16 protein-coding genes and 1 riboswitch are annotated in these 18518 nt (G+C 68.9%); of the genes, 9 read left to right on the plus strand and 7 right to left on the minus strand.

The genetic code is table 11. From position 1 onward, the window contains the following. Positions 1-50: 50 nt before the first annotated feature. The 7 genes from OG788_RS30915 to gcvT form a co-directional block, all read right to left on the minus strand. Positions 51-593: an MOSC domain-containing protein gene (locus tag OG788_RS30915; RefSeq protein WP_406374578.1), complete on the minus strand. Its 543-nt coding sequence runs from the start codon at positions 591-593 to the stop codon at positions 51-53. A 112-nt stretch (positions 594-705) separates the two neighbouring features. After that, positions 706-1878: a N(5)-(carboxyethyl)ornithine synthase gene (locus tag OG788_RS30920; RefSeq protein ID WP_351541798.1), complete on the minus strand. Its 1173-nt coding sequence runs from the start codon at positions 1876-1878 to the stop codon at positions 706-708. A 221-nt stretch (positions 1879-2099) separates the two neighbouring features. After that, the gene (locus OG788_RS30925) at positions 2100-2657 is read right to left on the minus strand and encodes a glycoside hydrolase family 25 protein (protein ID WP_406374579.1); all 558 of its coding nucleotides are present in this window, start codon (positions 2655-2657) and stop codon (positions 2100-2102) included. Between the two features lie 197 nt (positions 2658-2854). Continuing rightward, positions 2855-4222, minus strand: a complete 1368-nt coding sequence (locus tag OG788_RS30930) for an L-serine ammonia-lyase (protein WP_406374580.1) — start codon at positions 4220-4222, stop codon at positions 2855-2857. Between the two features lie 162 nt (positions 4223-4384). Continuing rightward, entirely contained in the window at positions 4385-5647 is a 1263-nt protein-coding gene (gene glyA, locus OG788_RS30935; protein WP_351541795.1) for a serine hydroxymethyltransferase, read from the minus strand. An 11-nt stretch (positions 5648-5658) separates the two neighbouring features. Further along, positions 5659-6036 carry a glycine cleavage system protein GcvH gene (gcvH, locus tag OG788_RS30940; RefSeq protein WP_406374581.1) on the minus strand — a complete coding sequence of 126 codons (378 nt, stop codon included), beginning with the start codon at positions 6034-6036 and terminating at the stop codon, positions 5659-5661. A gap of 158 nt (positions 6037-6194) precedes the next feature. Further along, entirely contained in the window at positions 6195-7328 is a 1134-nt protein-coding gene (gene gcvT / locus OG788_RS30945) for a glycine cleavage system aminomethyltransferase GcvT (RefSeq protein WP_406374582.1), read from the minus strand. A gap of 147 nt (positions 7329-7475) precedes the next feature. Continuing rightward, positions 7476-7572: riboswitch (glycine riboswitch) on the minus strand. 175 nt (positions 7573-7747) lie between these two features. On the opposite strand from gcvT, the gene OG788_RS30950 reads away from it, so the two are divergent. From OG788_RS30950 to OG788_RS30990, 9 genes are all read left to right on the plus strand, one after another. Beyond that, the gene (locus tag OG788_RS30950; protein WP_406374583.1) at positions 7748-8416 is read left to right on the plus strand and encodes an AAA family ATPase; all 669 of its coding nucleotides are present in this window, start codon (positions 7748-7750) and stop codon (positions 8414-8416) included. Positions 8417-8479: 63 nt separating this feature from the next. Next, positions 8480-9256, plus strand: a complete 777-nt coding sequence (locus OG788_RS30955) for an enhanced serine sensitivity protein SseB (RefSeq protein ID WP_351541792.1) — start codon at positions 8480-8482, stop codon at positions 9254-9256. A 227-nt stretch (positions 9257-9483) separates the two neighbouring features. Then, entirely contained in the window at positions 9484-10284 is an 801-nt protein-coding gene (locus tag OG788_RS30960) for an enhanced serine sensitivity protein SseB C-terminal domain-containing protein (RefSeq protein WP_406374584.1), read from the plus strand. A 476-nt stretch (positions 10285-10760) separates the two neighbouring features. Then, positions 10761-11759 carry an ABC transporter permease gene (locus OG788_RS30965; protein ID WP_351541790.1) on the plus strand — a complete coding sequence of 333 codons (999 nt, stop codon included), beginning with the start codon at positions 10761-10763 and terminating at the stop codon, positions 11757-11759. Positions 11760-11797: 38 nt separating this feature from the next. Beyond that, complete coding sequence (locus tag OG788_RS30970) at positions 11798-13570, plus strand: ABC transporter substrate-binding protein (RefSeq protein ID WP_406374585.1); 1773 nt, start codon at positions 11798-11800, stop codon at positions 13568-13570. 72 nt (positions 13571-13642) lie between these two features. Beyond that, positions 13643-14650, plus strand: coding sequence for an ABC transporter permease (locus OG788_RS30975; RefSeq protein ID WP_351541788.1), 1008 nt, complete (start codon positions 13643-13645; stop codon positions 14648-14650). Next, positions 14647-15744 (plus strand): ABC transporter ATP-binding protein, encoded by a 1098-nt coding sequence (locus OG788_RS30980; RefSeq protein WP_406374586.1) that lies wholly within the window; start codon positions 14647-14649, stop codon positions 15742-15744. Before OG788_RS30975 ends, OG788_RS30980 begins: the two co-directional genes overlap by 4 nt. Further along, entirely contained in the window at positions 15741-17009 is a 1269-nt protein-coding gene (locus OG788_RS30985) for an ABC transporter ATP-binding protein (protein ID WP_406374587.1), read from the plus strand. Before OG788_RS30980 ends, OG788_RS30985 begins: the two co-directional genes overlap by 4 nt. A gap of 106 nt (positions 17010-17115) precedes the next feature. After that, entirely contained in the window at positions 17116-18507 is a 1392-nt protein-coding gene (locus tag OG788_RS30990; protein WP_406374588.1) for a M1 family metallopeptidase, read from the plus strand. Positions 18508-18518: the final 11 nt, after the last annotated feature.

Here is an 18518-nt window from a genome sequence, read left to right on the forward strand (position 1 = left end):
GCGGCCCTGCGGCTGCCGACCCCGTACACGGGCCGGCGGCAGCAGGGAGGTCAGACGATCTCGAGGGGCCGGTGCGGCCCGTCCGGAAGTTCCACCACTACGCCGTCGCCGGGCCGCACCACTCCGCCGACGAGGACGACGCTCATGATCCCGGACCTGAACCGGATCTTCCCGTCCTCGCCCCGCCCGACGACCTGCTTCAGGAGCCCCTTCTCGAAGGTGTCGATCTGGGCACAGGGGTTCCGCAGCCCGGTCACCTCGACGACGGCCGCCGCCCCGAGGCGCAGCCGCGTCCCCGTGGGCAGCCCCAGCAGGTCTATCCCCCGGGTGGTGACGTTCTCCCCGAGCTGACCGGCCGCGACCTCGAAACCGGCCTCCCGCACCTCGGCGAACAGCTCCTCGTGGATGAGGTGCACCTGCCGCAGGTTCACCTGCGAGGGGTCCTTCTCCATCCGGAAGCGGTGCTTGACCGTCGTCCCGGCGTGCACGTCCCCCTCCACGCCGAGTCCGGCGAGCAGGGTGACGCTCGCCCGGTTCGGCTTGGTGAACGAGTACGTCCCGCTGCTGCTGACCGCCGTGACCGTCCCACCCATGTGATCGCTCCCCGTTCGCCCGGCGGCTGGTCGCGCCGGTGACCAGCGGAATCGTAGAGCCTGTTCCCGGAGCCTGTCTCAGGGGCGGGGACGGGAGCGCTGCCGTTGGCCCCTAGGCCACGGAGAGCGGCTCGGCCGCCGGGATCTCGGGAGCGTGGGGGTAGGCGGCCGACCGGTGCTGGAAGGAGAGGATCTTCGGGTTCTGGACGACCCCGTCGCGGATCTCGATGGCCTTGGCGACCGTGATGTCGGCGTCCCATGCCGCGGGGCCGCTCATGACCTTGCGCAGGTAGGGAAGGAGCGCCTCGCTGATCTCCCAGGTGGCGGAGTTCCACAGGTGGGACGGGCTGTGATCCACCGCGTAGTAGTGGCAGCCCGACCCCACCATGGGCATGGGGTCGCCGAAGGTGGTCGGGCGGGCCCACGCGAAGCCCATGCCCTCGTCGCAGGCGACGTCGATGAAGAAGGTCCCCGGCCGGAACAGGGCGAGTTCCTCGTCGGTGACGAACATGAGCGGCGCGTCGGTGTCCTGGAGGACGCAGTTGACGATGATGTCGAACCCCGCCAGATACTCCGCCAGCGGCACGGAACCGGCCGCGGTGACGGCCTGCAGGCGCGACGGATCGTCCTCCTGCTCCTGGAAGTGCCCCATCACGACCGAGGGCATCGGCGAGGCCACCGCCGCGGCGGCGCGCTGGGTGAGCACCGTGACGTCGGAAACGCCCATGGCGCCCAGACCCGTGACCGCTCCACGCGCCGTGGCGCCGAAGCTGATGACCGCCGCGCGCAGGCGGCGTCCGTAGCTGCCGGTCAGCCCGCCGAGCTGCAGGGCGTGCAGCACCGAGCAGTAGCCCGCGAGCTCATTGTTCTTGTGGAACACATGGACGCTGAAGGCGCCCGTGGAGGTCCAGTGGTTCATGGCTTCCCAGGCGATCAGGGTCAGCCGCCGGTCGATGCCGATCTGCGTCATCTTCTCGTCCTGCACGCAGTGCGGCCATCCCCAGAGCACCTGACCCTCGCGCAGCTCGGCGATGTCGTCGTGCATGGGCTTGGGCAGCAGCATGATGTCGCACTCGGCGAGGAGCTGCTCGCGGGTGCGCAGGCCGGCCACCAGCGGTCGCAGCGCGTCGTCGGCGACGCCGAACCGTTGGCCGTAGCCGTGTTCGAGGAAGATCTTCTCGCGGATGTCCGGGGCTATCCGGTCGAGGTGGCGAGGGTGCAGGGGCAGACGGAACTCGTTCTCCTTGCGGGAGGAGGCGAGTACTCCGAGACTCATCAGACTCATGTGGGGCGGCTCATCTCTGGCCGGACGCGATGTGCTCCGGCCTTGCCGTTCCCCGAGGGCGACGCCGAAATGGATGACGGCGTGCGAGGTGCGCTCGGTACGGCCAACCGTACTCCGGTCCCGGGCGCGGATCGCCCGGCGTCACGTCCGAGCCCGACGGGTCCGCCGGTCCCCGGGACCGGGGCGCGGGGCGCTCGCGTGGCCTCCGGCGTCGACGCCCTCTAGGCGCTGCCGGCCCACGCGCGCAGCGCGGCCTTGCTCGCGAAGTCCGCGACGTCCTTGTCCACCCGCTCGTCGGTGTACTGGTGGAATCGCCACTTCGCCTGGATGCGGGGTTCTCCCGCGGTGACGTAGTCGGCGATCCAGAGGCCGTCGCCGGCGTACGCGGTGGTGTCGACGTTCAGCCAGAAGTTCCGGTTGGCGTAGAGCAGCACGCGGTGGTCCGGGCGGAGTTCCTTCACCTTGCGGATGAAGCGGTCCTTCTCCGCGTTGCTCGCGTGGGTTCCGTCGCCCGTGGTCTCCCAGTCGACGGCGAGCAGGTCGCCCGCCTTCTCGGGGGCCTTGCTCAGGAAGTACGCGGCCTGGGCGGTGATGTTGCCCGGCCACAGGAAGTGGTAGAAGCCCACGACACAGCCCGCGTCGCGGGCCGTCTTCACCTGCGCGGTGAGCTTCGGATTGACGTACGAGCGGCCTTCCGTCGCCTTGACGAAGACGAAGGAGAGGCCGGCGGTGCTGTACGCGGACGACTGGTAGGCGCTGACGTCGATGCCTCGCAGCATGGATGGAGCCTCCGTGCGTGGGGGGACGGCCGTGTGGGGTGATGGCCGGTGTCCGTGGGGAACAACCACCTTTCAACTGCCCCCACTTCGCCCGCTCCACCCTCGCACGGGTGTCCGGCGCGCACGGCCCGCTCCTCCCGGGGCCGGGCCGCCCTCAGGCGGCCGGCACCCCCGTGGACCGGGTCAGGGCTTGCTCGTCAGCACTCGATGATGTTGACCGCGAGGCCGCCCCGGGCCGTCTCCTTGTACTTCACGCTCATGTCGGCGCCGGTCTCCTTCATGGTCTTGATGACCTTGTCGAGGGAGACCAAGTGGGAGCCGTCGCCGCGCATGGACATCCTGGCCGCCGTGACGGCCTTCACCGCGGCCATGCCGTTGCGCTCGATGCAGGGGATCTGGACCAGGCCGCCGACCGGGTCGCAGGTCAGGCCGAGGTTGTGCTCCATGCCGATCTCGGCGGCGTTCTCGACCTGCTCGGGGCTTCCGCCGAGCACCTCGGCGAGCGCGCCGGCCGCCATCGAGCAGGCGGAGCCGACCTCGCCCTGACAGCCGACCTCGGCGCCCGAGATGGAGGCGTTCTCCTTGAAGAGCATGCCGATGGCTCCGGCCGCGAGCAGGAACCGTACGACACCCTCCTCGTCGGCGCCCGGCACGAAGTTGATGTAGTAGTGCAGGACCGCCGGGATGATGCCCGCCGCGCCGTTGGTCGGGGCGGTGACCACGCGTCCGCCCGCCGCGTTCTCCTCGTTGACCGCCATCGCGTAGAGGGTGATCCACTCCATCGCGTGGGCCAGCGGGTCGCCCTCGGCGCGCAGCTGGCGGGCCGAGTGGGCGGCGCGGCGGCGGACCCTGAGGCCGCCCGGCAGGATGCCCTCGCGGGCCATGCCGCGCGAGACGCACGCCTGCATCACACGCCAGATGGCGAGGAGCCCTTCGCGGATCTCCTCCTCGGTGCGCCAGGCCCGCTCGTTCTCCAGCATCAGGGCGGAGATCGACAGGCCGGTCTCCTTCGTCAGCCGCAGCAGCTCGTCGCCCGTGCGGAACGGGTACTTCAGGACCGTGTCGTCGAGCTTGATGCGGTCCTCGCCGACCGCGTCCTCGTCGACCACGAAGCCGCCGCCGACGGAGTAGTACGTCTTCTCCAGGACGAGCCCGCCCGAGGCGTCGTAGGCGAAGATCGTCATGCCGTTCGCGTGGTACGGCAGGGCCTTGCGGCGGTGCAGGACGAGGTCGTCGTCGAAGGAGAAGTCGATCTCGTGCTCGCCGAGCAGGTTGATCCGCCCCGAGGACTTGATCCGCTCGACGCGCTCGTCGGCGCCCTCCACGTCCACCGTCCGGGGCGAGGCGCCCTCCAGGCCGAGCAGCACAGCCTTGGGGGTGCCGTGGCCGTGGCCGGTCGCGCCCAGGGAGCCGTACAGCTCGGCGCGTATCGCCGTGACCGGGGCCAGCAGGTCTTCATTGCGCAGCCGCCGGGCGAACATGCGCGCGGCGCGCATCGGGCCCACCGTGTGGGAGCTGGACGGGCCGATGCCGATCGAGAACAGGTCGAAGACCGAGATGGCCACGGGAACTCCTTGCTGGTTTCGCCGGACGCCGTTGTCCGACGGAGGTGGTGCGGGACTGCATGGAACGGGGCACCGCGCTCTGCTTCCAGTGTGCGCGGTGCCCCGGACGTCCGTACGAAAAGTACCGTACGGACGAAAACGTACGACAAATAGCGTACGAAACTACTTCAGGCCGGGGTACAACGGGTGCTTGTCGGCCAGAGCGGACACCCTCGTCTTCAGGGCCTCCTCGTCGTACGACGGCTTCAGCGCCTCGGCGATGATGTCCGCGACCTCGGTGAAGTCCTCGGCCGTGAAGCCGCGGGTGGCGAGGGCGGGCGTGCCGATGCGCAGGCCGGAGGTGACCATCGGCGGGCGGGGGTCGTTCGGGATGGCGTTGCGGTTGACCGTGATGCCGACCTCGTGGAGGCGGTCCTCGGCCTGCTGCCCGTCCAGCTCGGAGTTGCGCAGGTCGACCAGGACCAGGTGCACGTCCGTGCCCCCGGACAGGACGTCCACGCCCACGGCCTTCACGTCGTCCTGGACCAGACGCTCGGCCAGGATGCGCGCGCCGTCCAGCGTGCGCTGCTGGCGCTCCTTGAAGTCGTCGGAGGCGGCGACCTTGAAGGAGACGGCCTTGGCGGCGATCACGTGCTCCAGCGGACCGCCCTGCTGACCGGGGAAGACCGCGGAGTTGATCTTCTTGGCCAGCTCGGCCGTCGAGAGGATCACGCCACCGCGGGGACCGCCGAGGGTCTTGTGGGTGGTCGTCGTGACGACGTGGGCGTGCGGCACCGGGTTCGGGTGCAGCCCCGCGGCCACCAGGCCGGCGAAGTGCGCCATGTCGACCATGAGGTACGCGCCGACCTCGTCGGCGATGCGGCGGAACTCGGCGAAGTCCAGCTGTCGCGGGTAGGCGGACCAGCCGGCCACGATCAGCTTCGGCCGGGACTCCTTGGCGAGGCGCTCGACCTCGGCCATGTCGACCTGACCGGTCTCGTCGCTCACGTGGTAGGCGACCACGTTGTAGAGCTTGCCGGAGAAGTTGATCTTCATGCCGTGGGTGAGGTGCCCGCCGTGCGCGAGGTTCAGACCCATGATCGTGTCGCCCGGCTTGAGCAGCGCGAACATCGCGGCAGCGTTGGCCTGGGCGCCCGAGTGCGGCTGCACATTGGCGTGCTCGGCGCCGAACAGCGCCTTGACGCGGTCGATGGCGATCTGCTCGACCACGTCGACGTGCTCGCAGCCGCCGTAGTAGCGGCGGCCCGGGTAACCCTCGGCGTACTTGTTGGTCAGGACCGAGCCCTGTGCCTCCATGACCGCGACCGGAGCGAAGTTCTCCGAGGCGATCATCTCCAGGGTGGACTGCTGACGGTGCAGCTCGGCGTCGACGGCGGCGGCGACGTCCGGGTCCAGCTCGTGAAGCGGGGTGTTCAGAAGCGACATGCGGTGACTCCTCAGCCGGCGGTGAAGGCGGTGTACTCGTCGGCGGACATCAGGTCCTCGGGCTGGTCCGTGACGCGGACCTTGAACAGCCAGCCGCCCTCGAAGGGCGCGGAGTTCACCAGCGACGGGTCGTCCACCACGTCCTGGTTGGCCTCGACGACCTCGCCGTCGACCGGGGAGTACAGGTCGCTGACCGACTTGGTCGACTCCAGCTCGCCGCAGGACTCGCCCGCGGTGACCGTGTCACCGACCTCGGGGAGCTGGGCGTAGACGACATCGCCGAGCGCGTTGGCCGCGAACTCGGTGATGCCGACCGTCGCGACGCCGTCCTCGGCGACGGACAGCCACTCGTGCTCCTTGCTGTAGCGCAGCTGCTGGGGGTTGCTCATGGCCTGAATTCTCCTGTACGCGGGGGAGTGCTGATGAAGGGAAGCGTGGGTGACCCGGGCAGATGTGCCCAGGGTCACTTCGGACGCGCGACGGGGTCGGCGGTCACGGCCGGCGCCCGGCGGGCGTCCGTGTCATGTCCGGCCTGTGCGGACCAGTGTCACTTCTGGCGCTTGTAGAACGGCAGCGCCACGACCTCGTACGGTTCGTGGGTGCCCCGGATGTCCACGCCGACACCGGCGGTGCCCGGCGCCGCGTGCGCGGCGTCGACGTACGCCATCGCGATCGGCTTGCCCAGCGTGGGGGAGGGGGCGCCGGAGGTGATCTCGCCGATCACCTTGCCGTCGGCGACCACGGGATACCCGGCGCGCGGCACGCGACGGCCCTCGGCGATCAGCCCGACCAGCACGCGCGGCGGCTCGGAAGCGGCACGTTCGGCGGCTTCGGTCAGGGCCTCGCGCCCCACGAAGTCGCCTTCCTTCTCGAACTTCACGACCCGCCCGAGGCCGGCGTCGAAGGGGGTCAGCGCGGTGGTCAGCTCGTGCCCGTACAGCGGCATGCCCGCCTCCAGGCGCAGCGTGTCGCGGCACGACAGACCGCAGGGGACCAGCCCGGCCGGGGTGCCCGCGTCGGTCAGCGCCTGCCACACCTTCTCGGCGTCGGCGGGGGCCACGAACAGCTCGAAGCCGTCCTCGCCGGTGTAGCCGGTGCGGGCGATCAGGGCCGGAACGCCGGCCACCGTGCCCGGCAGGCCCGCGTAGTACTTCAGACCGTCGAGGTCCGCGTCGGTGACCGCCTTGAGGATGCCGGGGGACTCGGGCCCCTGCACCGCGATCAGCGCGTAGGCGTCACGGTCGTCGCGCACGACCGCGTCGAAACCGGCGGCGCGCTCGGTCAGGGCGTCCAGCACCACCTGGGCGTTGGAGGCGTTGGCGACGACCATGTAGTGAGAAGACCCGGCCTCGTGCTCGGCGAGCCGGTAGACGATCAGGTCGTCCAGGATGCCGCCGTCCTCCTGGCAGATCATGGTGTAGCGGGCGCGGCCGATGCCGACGGTGGCGATGTTGCCGACCAGCGCGTGGTTCAGGAGAGCCGCCGCCTCAGGGCCGGTGACGGTGATCTCGCCCATGTGGGAGAGATCGAAGAGGCCGGCCTTCGTACGGACGGCGAGGTGCTCGTCGCGCTCGGAACCGTAGCGCAGGGGCATGTCCCAGCCTGCGAAGTCGGTCATCGTCGCGCCGAGCGAGCGATGCAGGGCATCGAGCGCGGTGTGACGGGGTGCGTTGCTGCTCATCGGTCTGGCTCCCAAGGCATGACGGCGAGGTCGTTCCTCCCCATCTGTCATCGGAACCTGAGAGGTTCATCAGTACCCCACGAAATGGTGGTCCTGACTTGCACCTTGGGTGGAGCCACTGGTCAGCGGCCCGCTTTTCAGATGTGCCTCGCCCGCGCGGTAACGGGGCCTGAGAGATTCAAGGGAGGGACTTGCTCCTTCGGCGCCCGGGTACACGTACCCAGGACTCTCCCGCGCGGATTCAAGCGGCCGGTATGCAGTTGGCGCGGCCATCATTGCACGCGCTGTCCGATCCCGGCAGTCCGCCATCTGTAACCGGCCTGTGGCAGTCCACGCACCGAAACAGGAAGCGCCGGGCATTGCCTTCTCTTTACACTCGACGGGGATGGGACTCCACATCCATGGGGAGGACGGTCACGGTGAACAGGACCAGGGCGTACGCGACGACCTCGGGTCTCGCGCTGCCGGAGCAGCCCGGCGCGACGGCCAGGGAGGCGTGCGGCCCGCTTCCGGCGGTCGTCGTCCGCGACCTCCGCGACCGGGCGGGCCACAGCCCGCACGGTCTCCGCTTCGGGGCGGAAGACCTCGTCGTGGTCACAGGACTGCCCGGCAGCGGCAAGTCGACGCTGATGCGGCGGGCCGTGAAGGGCGCGCGCATCGACTCGCAGGACACCCGCGACCGCTGGGACGGCGGGATGGCCCGCCTGCTGCCCTACGCGGTCTACCGCCCCCTCGTCCGCCTCTCGCACTACGCCGGCCTGCGCCGCGCGCTGCGCGGCGGCGGCGGAGTCGTGGTCCACGACTGCGGCACGCAGGCCTGGGTGCGCCGCTGGCTCGCCCGCGAGGCCCGGCGCCGGGGCGGCGCACTGCACCTGCTGCTGCTCGACGTCACGCCGGACACCGCCCTGGACGGCCAGCGCGAGCGCGGCCGGGGCGTCTCGCGCTACGCCTTCGCGCGCCATCGCGGCGCGATCACCCGGCTGCTGCGTTCCGTCGAGAAGGGCGGCCTGCCCGAGGGCTGCGGTTCGGCGGTGCTCATCGACCGGGACGCGGCGGACGTGCTGCGACGGATCGACTTCGGCCACTGACCGGTCGCGGCGGCCCATTAACCTTTCCAGCCGGAACAGTGGTTCGAAGCAGGCGGTAGACAGATGGACTTCCCGGCACAGGCGCACCCCCACCCGCACGGCGGTTGGCCCGGCAACGAGCTCGAGGAGGTGCTGTCCGCCTCCCTCGGCGTTCCCGCGGGGCCCTCGTCGGGCGCCCGTATCGTCGAGGTGCTCGGGCGCAGCTTCGTCTGGGTGCCGCTGCCCAACGGCGGCGGCCCGCAGAGCGGCCCGCTCGATCTGCCCACGATGGAGCTCGGGGGCCAGGTGTACGTCCCCGTCTTCAGCTCCGAGGAGCAGTTCCGCCAGGTCACCGGCGGACACATGGCGTACACGATCGCGCCCGCCGTGGAGTTCGCCCGCGGACTTCCGCCACAGGTCGGCATCGCGGTCAACCCGGACGGCGTGGTCGGCGTACCGCTGCCGCCGATGGCCGTCGCCGAGCTGTGCCGGGCCGGGCGGACCCCGCTGGACGGGTCGGCCAGCGGTGGCCGGGTGCGGCTCTTCGAGCCCGACTGGCAGGAGGAGCCGATGGACTTCCTCGCCGCTGCCTCGGCCGAGTTCGCCGGGACCGGCGTCGTCCTGAGCGCCCGCCGCTGTCTGGCCAGCATCGAGGGTGACGATCCGGTCATGTTCATCGGCGTCGAACTCTCGCTCTGGGAGGGCGAGGCCCGCACGCTTCCCCTCGACGCCCTCGGCCGTGCCCTCGGTCGCGTCCCGATGAACATTCCGGTGAACCTGGTTCTCCTCGACGTGACGCAGGACCCGGTCGGCGACTGGATGCGGGCCCAGGTGCGCCCCTTCTACCAGCACGGTCACTGAACGGCACCGTCGCGAGGGCGCGCGGGGGACCGTGCGCACGGCCGCCGACGGTCCGCGGCTTCCCCCGCGCGGTGCGTCTCGGCTCTCGGCTGCTTCCCCCGGCGGAGCGCGATCGCCGCATAAGCTGGTTTCATGGCCCGGTCGAGGTGTTGACGCACGTGCGTCACCGGTACCTCGGGCGTAATGGATGAGTTCGTCGTGAATTGTTCGCGAAGGGGCGGTTGAGGGTGAGCGCGTCGGGCACGGCCGCGGCCGGGCAGGTCGAGCACATGCTGCGCCAGGTGACGCCCGGGCGTTACGACGCCTACGAGGCGCTCCTTCGCGCGCTCGCGACGCCGTCGTCCGGCCAGGTATGGATGCTCCTGTGGCACGGCCAGTCCGGCTCCCCGGACGCCCAGTACGGGAACATGCAGGTGGACGGCTTCGGGTACGCGCCCTGCGTCACCTCCGCCCAGGAACTCTCGGCCAGCGGCTGGAACCGCTCGTACGAGGTGGTGGACGGGCTGGACGTCGCCCGCACCCTGTACCCCGACCACTTCGGTCTCTGGCTCAACCCGCACGCCCCAGGCGGCGGCCTCGGCATCCCCTGGCTGGATCTGCGCCGGATCGCCACGGGCCTGGAGCGGCAGCCCGCCGGCCCGCTCCGGCTCTCCGAGCCCGGCATCGAGATCCCGCAGTTCTACGCCCTGCTCACCCAGAACGCCCATCTCACCCCGGCCGTACGCTCGTTGCGGCGTGCCTGGGTCCAGCCCACGCTCGGGGCGCCGTATCTCGCCATCGGCCTTGACGTGTACGACACTTCGCCGCCCGCCGTCGACTCGGTGCGGGCGATGATGCAGCAGTCCATCGGCGCTGTTCCGGACGGGCTGCCGGTCTCCACCGTGGCGATGTCGGACGAGTTCGACCCGGTCGCGATGTGGCTGCGTGCCAACGCCCGGCCGTTCTACGACCGTGAGGCGCACGCGGCTCCCGCGCAGGCGCCGATGGCGGGCGGCTACGGCTATCCCCCGGCCCGCGGCGGCTACTGAGAGCGTCCCGTATCCCGGACCTGTGGAACGGCCGTGCGAGTGCGGCTGGCATCATGACCTTGTGCATGACCCTTCTGTGTCGTGCACACCATGCTGCTGACCTGCGGGGGAGCAGGCGCATGGGTTGATTGTCCCGATTTGGTGCTACTTCGCACTGAATGGGCCTTGATGAGTCTTTGTAGCCCAATTGCCCGTCGTCCGGCTCGCGTTACCCACTGTTCGGATAACGGAATCCCCCAACAAGCATCACGGTTGCGCATACTTTCTCCACGAGGCCTGGCACGTGATCGTGGCGGCACTGAAGACTCGCCCATCAGACACGGGGTCATCGATCCTGTGAGCGAGTGCAAGTCGAATCATCTGCCGGGTCATCGGACCGCACCATCTGCGGTCAACTTCCCGGCGAGCAAGTGAACCAAGCCGCAGACAGCGGCAGGCGTAGGCCGGTCACCACCGGCGAGAGGGGTCGGGTCACTGTGACCGCACCGATCGAGACCACCGCGACGGCGTCGGAAGCGCAGCCAGAGGCTGTGCTTGCCGGAGTCGGCAAGGGGCAGATCGAGGGCCGTTCCCTGGGACAGATCGCCTGGACGCGCTTCAAGCGCGACAAGGTGGCGGTCGCCGGCGGTGTCATCGTCATACTGCTCGTCCTGATGGCCATCCTCGCCCGGCCCATCCAGTCGATGCTCGGGCTTGACGCGAACGCGTTCAACCAGGACCTGATCGACGCCAACACCTCGCTGCCCAAGGGCGGGATGGGCGGCATGAGCGTGGACCACCCGCTCGGTGTGGACCCGAAGTTCGGCCGTGACCTCGCCACCCGCCTCCTGGAGGGCTCCTGGGTGTCGCTGGTCGTCGCCTTCGGCGCGACCATCCTGTCGAACGTGATCGGCGCGATCCTCGGCGTCGTCGCGGGCTTCTACGGCGGGCGGGTCGACGCGATCATCAGCCGCCTGATGGACACCTTCCTCGCCTTCCCCCTCCTGCTCTTCGCGATCGCCATCTCCGCCACCCTGCAGGGCGGCGCGTTCGGTCTCGAAGGGCTCCCGCTCCACCTGAGCGTGCTGATCTTCGTGATCGGCTTCTTCAACTGGCCCTACCTGGGCCGGATCGTCCGAGGCCAGACGCTCGCCCTGCGTGAGCGGGAATTCGTGGACGCCTCCCGGGGCATGGGCGCCAAGGGCCCGTACATCCTGTTCCGGGAGCTGCTGCCCAACCTGGTCGGCCCGATCATCGTCTACTCGACGCTGCTCATCCCGACCAACATTCTCTTCGAGGCGTCCCTGAGCTTCCTCGGGGTCGGCATCCAGCCCCCGCAGGCGTCGTGGGGCGGCATGCTCCGTGAAGCGGTCACCTACTACGAGGTCGACCCGCAGTTCATGATCGTGCCCGGCCTCGCCATCTTCGTGACCGTCCTCGCCTTCAACCTGCTGGGCGACGGTCTCCGCGACGCTCTCGACCCGCGCAGTCGCTGATGCCTGACGCGTACCGAGAGAACACCAAGTTTCCGACAATGGAGGGGAACCCGCCCATCATGCGAAGGTCAGCGCTGGCCGCTATTGCGGCCATCGGCTCCGCGAGTCTGCTTGTTGCAGGCTGCAGCAAGGCCGATGACAACAAGAACACCGACAACACGAAGTCAGCTGGGGCCAACGCAGCGACCAAGGACGTCGTCAACGCCTCCACCAAGAAGGGGGGCACGGTCACGTACGAGTACTCGGACGTGCCGGACTCCTTCGACCCGGGCAACACGTACTACGCGTACATGTACAACCTCAGCCGGCTGTACGCCCGCCCGTTGATGACGTTCCAGCCCGGCGCCGGCGAGAAGGGCAACACCCTTGTCCCGGACCTCGCGGCCAGCGCGGGTGTCCCGAGCGACGGCGGCAAGACCTGGACGTACAAGCTGCGTACGGGTCTGAAGTACCAGGACGGCACCGCGATCACGTCCAAGGACGTCAAGTACGCGGTCGAGCGCTCCAACTTCGCGCGTGACGTGCTCTCCCTCGGCCCGAACTACTTCCAGCAGTTCCTCGTGGGCGGCGACAAGTACAAGGGTCCCTACAAGGACAAGAGCGGCAAGGGCCTCTCCTCCATCGAGACCCCGGACGACACCACGGTCGTCTTCCACCTGAAGACCGCCTTCCAGGAGTTCGACTACCTGGTCGCCTCGCCGCAGACGGCGCCGGTCCCGCAGGCCAAGGACAACGGCGTCGACTACGTCAAGAACATCGTGTCCTCGGGCTCGTACAAGTTCGACAGCTACGCCGACGGCAAGCAGGCCGTCCTCGTGCGCAACGAGAACTGGGACGCGAAGTCCGACCCGCTGCGCAAGCAGTACCCGGACAAGATCGTCGTCAAGCTGAAGGTCGCCGCCGAGACGATCGACAAGGACGTCCTCGCGGGCGACGCGATCGACCTCGGTGGTGGCGGTGTCCAGGCCGCGACCCAGGCCCAGCTGCTCAGCTCGGCCGACAAGAAGGCCAACACGGACAACACCTACGGTGGCCGTCTCGTCTACATGGCGATCAACACCAAGGTGAAGCCGTTCAACAACGTCGCGTGCCGCAAGGCCGTGCAGTTCGCGATCGACAAGGTCTCGGTGCAGACCGCCGAGGGCGGCCCGATCCGTGGCGACATCGCCTCCACGGTTCTCCCGCCGGACATCCCGGGCTACGCCAAGTCGGACGTCTACGCCTCCACCGACAGCAAGGGTGACGCGGCCAAGGCCAAGGACCAGCTGAAGGCCTGTGGCAAGTCGACCATCAGCACGAACATCTCCGCGCGCAGCGACCGCCCGCAGGAGATCGACGCTGCCACGGCGATCATCGCGTCGCTGAAGAAGGCCGGCATCAACGCCACCCTGAAGCAGTACCCGTCGGGCAAGTACTTCACCGACTACGCGGGTGTCCCGAAGTTCACCGAGAAGCAGAACATCGGCCTGATCATGATGCAGTGGGGTGCCGACTGGCCCTCCGGCTACGGCTTCCTGCAGCAGATCCTGAACGGCTCCGCGATCGGCGACTCGGGTAACACCAACCTGTCGCAGTACGACAACAAGGACGTCAACGCCCTCCTCGAGAAGGCGATCGGTACGGAGGACAACGCCGCGCGCAACGGCCTGTACACCGAGATCGACAAGAAGACCATGGACGACGCCGTCCTCGTGCCGCTGACCTACTTCAAGGTTCTGCTGGCCCGCCCGCAGTACGCGACCAACCTGGTCTCCACGGCGGCCTTCAGCGGTCAGTACGACTACCTCAACATCGGCACCACGAAGAAGTAGCAGCCCCGGAAGGCAGGTGAAGGCATTGGTGCCCGCGGGCCTAACGGCCCGCGGGCACCAGCGCCGATCCCCGTGATCTCGTACATCCTCCGTCGGACGGCAGCGGCAGTGATCCTGCTCCTGGTCGTCTCCGCGGTCACCTTCGCCATCTTCTTCCTGCTGCCAAGACTGGTAGGCCAGTCCGCCGACCAGCTCGCGCAGCAGTACATCGGGAAGAGCCCCACGAAGGCCGACATTCTCGCGGTCAAGCACAACCTCGGTCTGGACCAGCCCGTCTACGTCCAGTACTGGCACTTCATCAAGGGGATCGTGGTCGGCGCCACCTATGATCTGGGTCCCACCACGGCGCACTGTGACGCGCCGTGCTTCGGGTACTCCTTCAAGACCCACCAGGCGGTCTGGCCGGAGCTCACCTCCCGTATTCCGGTGACTCTCTCGCTCGCCGCGGGTGCTGCCGTGCTGTGGCTGGTGTCCGGTGTGACGATCGGTGTGATCTCGGCGCTCAAGCCGCGCTCGCTCTTCGACCGCGCCTTCATGGGCATCGCGCTCGCCGGTGTCTCGCTGCCCATGTTCTTCACGGGTAGCCTCGCGCTGCTGCTCTTCACCATCCAGTGGCCGATCTTCGGCCGTACCTACGTCCCGTTCACCGAGAACCCCGCGGAGTGGGCCAACACCCTCTTCCCCGCATGGTGTTCTCTCGCGCTCCTGTACTCCGCCATCTACGCGCGGCTCACCCGCTCGGGCATGATGGAGACGATGAACGAGGACTTCATCCGCACGGCCCGTGCCAAGGGCCTGCCCGAGGGCAGGGTCGTGGTCCGGCACGGACTGCGCGCCGCCCTCACCCCGATCATCACCGTCTTCGGCATGGACCTCGGTCTGCTGCTCGGCGGTGCCGTGATCACCGAATCCGTGTTCTCCCTGCACGGTGTCGGCCAGTACGCGGTGCAGGGCATCACCGACAACGACCTGCCGCTCATTCTCGGCGTGACCCTCCTCGCCGCGTTCTTCGTCGTCGTAGCAAATCTCCTGGTGGACCTGTTGTATGCCGCCGCTGACCCGCGGGTGAGGCTCTCGTGACCGAACTGTCCAAGACTGACGCCGCGGTCGGCGAGCCCGTCTCCTCGACCTCGAACGCTGCCAGGCCGTTCCTCGACGTACGCGACCTCAGGGTGCACTTCCCGACCGACGACGGTCTGGTCAAGTCCGTCGACGGGCTGACCTTCTCGGTGGAGAAGGGCAAGACCCTCTGCATCGTGGGTGAGTCGGGCTCCGGCAAGTCCGTCACCTCGCTGGCGGTCATGGGCCTGCACCGGCTCGGCGCTCGCGGCAAGAACGTCCAGATGTCCGGCGAGATCTGGCTGGACGGCCAGGAACTGGTGAACGCCGACCCGGACGCGGTGCGCAGGCTCCGCGGCCGCGAGATGGCGATGATCTTCCAGGACCCGCTGTCCGCGATGCACCCGTACTACACGATCGGCAACCAGATCGTGGAGGCGTACCGCGTCCACCACAAGGTCAGCAAGAAGATCGCCCGCAAGCGGGCGATCGAGATGCTCGACCGGGTGGGTATTCCGGAGCCGGCCAAGCGCGTCGACAGCTACCCGCACGAATTCTCCGGCGGTATGCGGCAGCGCGCGATGATCGCCATGGCGCTCGTCAACAACCCCGAGCTGCTCATCGCGGACGAGCCGACGACCGCCCTCGACGTCACCGTCCAGGCGCAGATCCTCGACCTCATCCGCGATCTGCAGAAGGAGTTCGGCTCCGCGGTCGTCCTGATCACCCATGACCTGGGTGTGGTCGCCGAGATCGCCGACGAGGTGCTGGTGATGTACGGCGGCCGGTGCGTGGAGCGCGGCTCCGTCGACCGGATCTTCGAGCAGCCGCAGCACCCCTACACCTGGGGTCTGCTCGGCTCGATGCCCCGTATCGACCGCGAGACGTCCGACCGGCTCATCCCGGTCAAGGGCCAGCCGCCGAGCCTCATCAACGTCCCCTCGGGCTGCGCCTTCCACCCGCGCTGCCCGTACGCGGACCTGCCCAAGGGCGATGTCACCCGCACCGTGCGCCCCGAACTGCAGCTGATCGGCAGCGGTCACTACACCGCCTGCCACCTCTCGCAGGAGGACCGCACGCGGATCTGGACCGAAGAGATTGCGCCGAAGCTGTGAGTGAGACGAACAAGACGGACGGCGCGGGTCCGGTGATCCCGCAGCAGGCAGCGGCCCCCGAGCACCGCGCGAAGTCCTCGGAGAACCGTGAGGTTCTGCTCCGGGTCCAGGGGCTGCAGAAGCACTTCCCCATCCGGAAGGGCGTTCTCCAGCGTCAGGTCGGCGCGGTCAAGGCCGTCGACGGCATCGACTTCGAGGTCCGCAAGGGCGAGACGCTCGGCGTCGTCGGCGAGTCCGGCTGCGGCAAGTCGACCATGGGCCGGGTCATCACCCGGCTCCAGGACCCGACCGGCGGCTCCATCGAGTTCGAGGGTCAGGACATCACCCGGCTGGGCGCCTCGAAGATGCGCCCGCTGCGCCGGGACATCCAGATGATCTTCCAGGACCCGTACGGGTCGCTGAACCCCCGTCACACCATCGGCTCGATCGTCTCGGCGCCGTTCCGGCTCCAGAACGTGGAGCCCGAGGGCGGGGTGAAGAAGGAGGTCCAGCGGCTCCTGGAGCTGGTGGGTCTGAGCCCCGAGCACTTCAACCGCTACCCGCACGAGTTCTCCGGCGGTCAGCGCCAGCGCATCGGCATCGCCCGCGCGCTCGCCCTGAAGCCGAAGCTCGTCGTGGCGGACGAGCCGGTCTCGGCCCTCGACGTGTCGATCCAGGCGCAGGTCGTGAACCTGATGGACGACCTGCAGTCCGAGCTCGGTCTGACGTACGTGATCATCGCGCACGACCTCTCCGTCGTCCGCCATGTCTCGGACCGCATCGCGGTGATGTACCTCGGCAAGATCGTCGAGCTCGCCGACCGCAGCTCGCTGTACGAGGCGCCGATGCACCCGTACACCAAGGCCCTGATGTCGGCCGTGCCGGTGCCGGACCCCAAGCGCCGGGGTGCCAAGAGCGAGCGGATCCTGCTCAAGGGTGACGTTCCCTCGCCGATCGCGCCGCCGAGCGGCTGCCGCTTCCACACCCGGTGCTGGAAGGCCACGCAGATCTGCAAGACGACCGAGCCGCCGCTCATCGAGCTGAAGCCCGGTCAGCAGGTCGCCTGCCACCACCCGGAGAACGCCGCGGACCAGGCGCCGCAGGACGTCGTCCTGCTGTCGGCGGCGCGGGAAGCGGTGGAGCTGGTCTCCGCCGTGAAGTCCGCCGAGGTGTCGGGCGAGGCTCCGGCCGAGGTCGCCGCCACCGGTGAGGAGACCGGCGAGGCCGGCTCCGCGTCGGACTCCGCGGTTGCGGAAGCCGATCGTCAGGAGTCAACCGGCAAGTAGGCCGTGACGACTTGGCAAAGTCATGAGCATGCTCGAACGGGAGAGTGCAGAGTCCTGCGTGTCCGTCTGATCGGAAACGATCGGCACACGTACGAAAGGGACGCTGATGGCACTCTCCCGTTCGGCACGTTTAGGGGCCCTCGCGACCGCGATGGCCTCCTTCTGTCTCATCGCCGCCTCCTCCGCCCCCACCCCGGGCGCCGACGGCATCGGTGACGCCTACTTCCCCCAGCTCGGCAACGGCGGCTTCGACGCCCGCCACTACGCCCTCGATGTGGCGTACAACCCGGACACCGACCGCCTCGACGGCCGTACGACCCTCACCGCCCGCGCCGGCCAGAACCTCTCCGCCTTCGACCTGGACCTCCAGAAGCTGGACGTCACGAAGGTCGAAGTGAACGGCAGACGAGCCCACTTCACGCGCGAGGGCGACGAGATCCACATCACCCCGCGCGGTGTGCTGGCCAAGGGCAAGACCTTCACGGTCACCGTCACCTACGGCGGAGTACCCGAAGCGCTGAGCGGCCCGATCGTGTTCGGCTCCGACTACGGGTGGATGAAGACCTCCGACGGCGTCTTCGTCGCCTGCGAGCCCAACGCCGCCTCCACCTGGTTCCCCTCCAGCGACCACCCGTCCGACAAGGCGACCTACGACATCCGCATCACGGCGCCCAAGGGTCTGACCGCGGTCTCCAACGGGCGCCTGATATCGACCCGGAACCGGGGCGGCAGCACGGTCGCGCACTGGCGTGAGAGCAGGCCCATGGCCACCTACCTCGCCACGGCGACCATCGGGAAGTTCGACGTGAAGACCGGCAGGACCCCCGCCGGGACACCGATCTACGTCGCCGTCGACCCGGTGCTCGCCAACAGCAACAGCGTCGACGTGTACGGCGTCACCGCCGAGGCCACCGACTACTGGTCGCAGGTCTTCGGCCCGTACCCGTTCGAGGAGACCGGTGCGATCGTCGACGACATGCCGCAGGCCGGCTTCTCGCTGGAGGTGCAGTCGAAGCCCGCGTACTCGGCGGTGCGCTCGGAGTCGACCATCGTGCACGAGCTGGCCCACCAGTGGTTCGGCGACTCCGTCTCGGTGGACCGCTGGAAGGACATCTGGCTGAACGAGGGCTTCGCGACCTACGCCCAGTGGCTGTGGTCCGAGCACAAGGGCATCCGCTCGGCGCACGACTCGTTCGTCGCCGGGTACGACGCGCGGCCCGCGGACTCCGCCTTCTGGCAGATCACGGTCGCCGATCCGCAGCGGGACACGATGTTCGCCTCGGCGGTCTACCAGCGCGGCGCGATGACCCTCCAGATGCTGCGCGAACGCATCGGCGACACCGCCTTCTTCAAGCTGCTCCCCGCGTGGACGAAGCTGCACCGGTACGGCGACGCCAGTACCGCCGACTTCATCGCCCTCGCCGAGCGGATCTCCGGCCGCCAGCTCGACGACCTCTTCCAGACCTGGCTGTTCACCACAGGCAAGCCAGCCGTCTAGACCTTCCTTCG

This window comes from Streptomyces sp. NBC_00647, assembly GCF_045207245.1.
GTDB lineage: Bacteria > Actinomycetota > Actinomycetes > Streptomycetales > Streptomycetaceae > Streptomyces.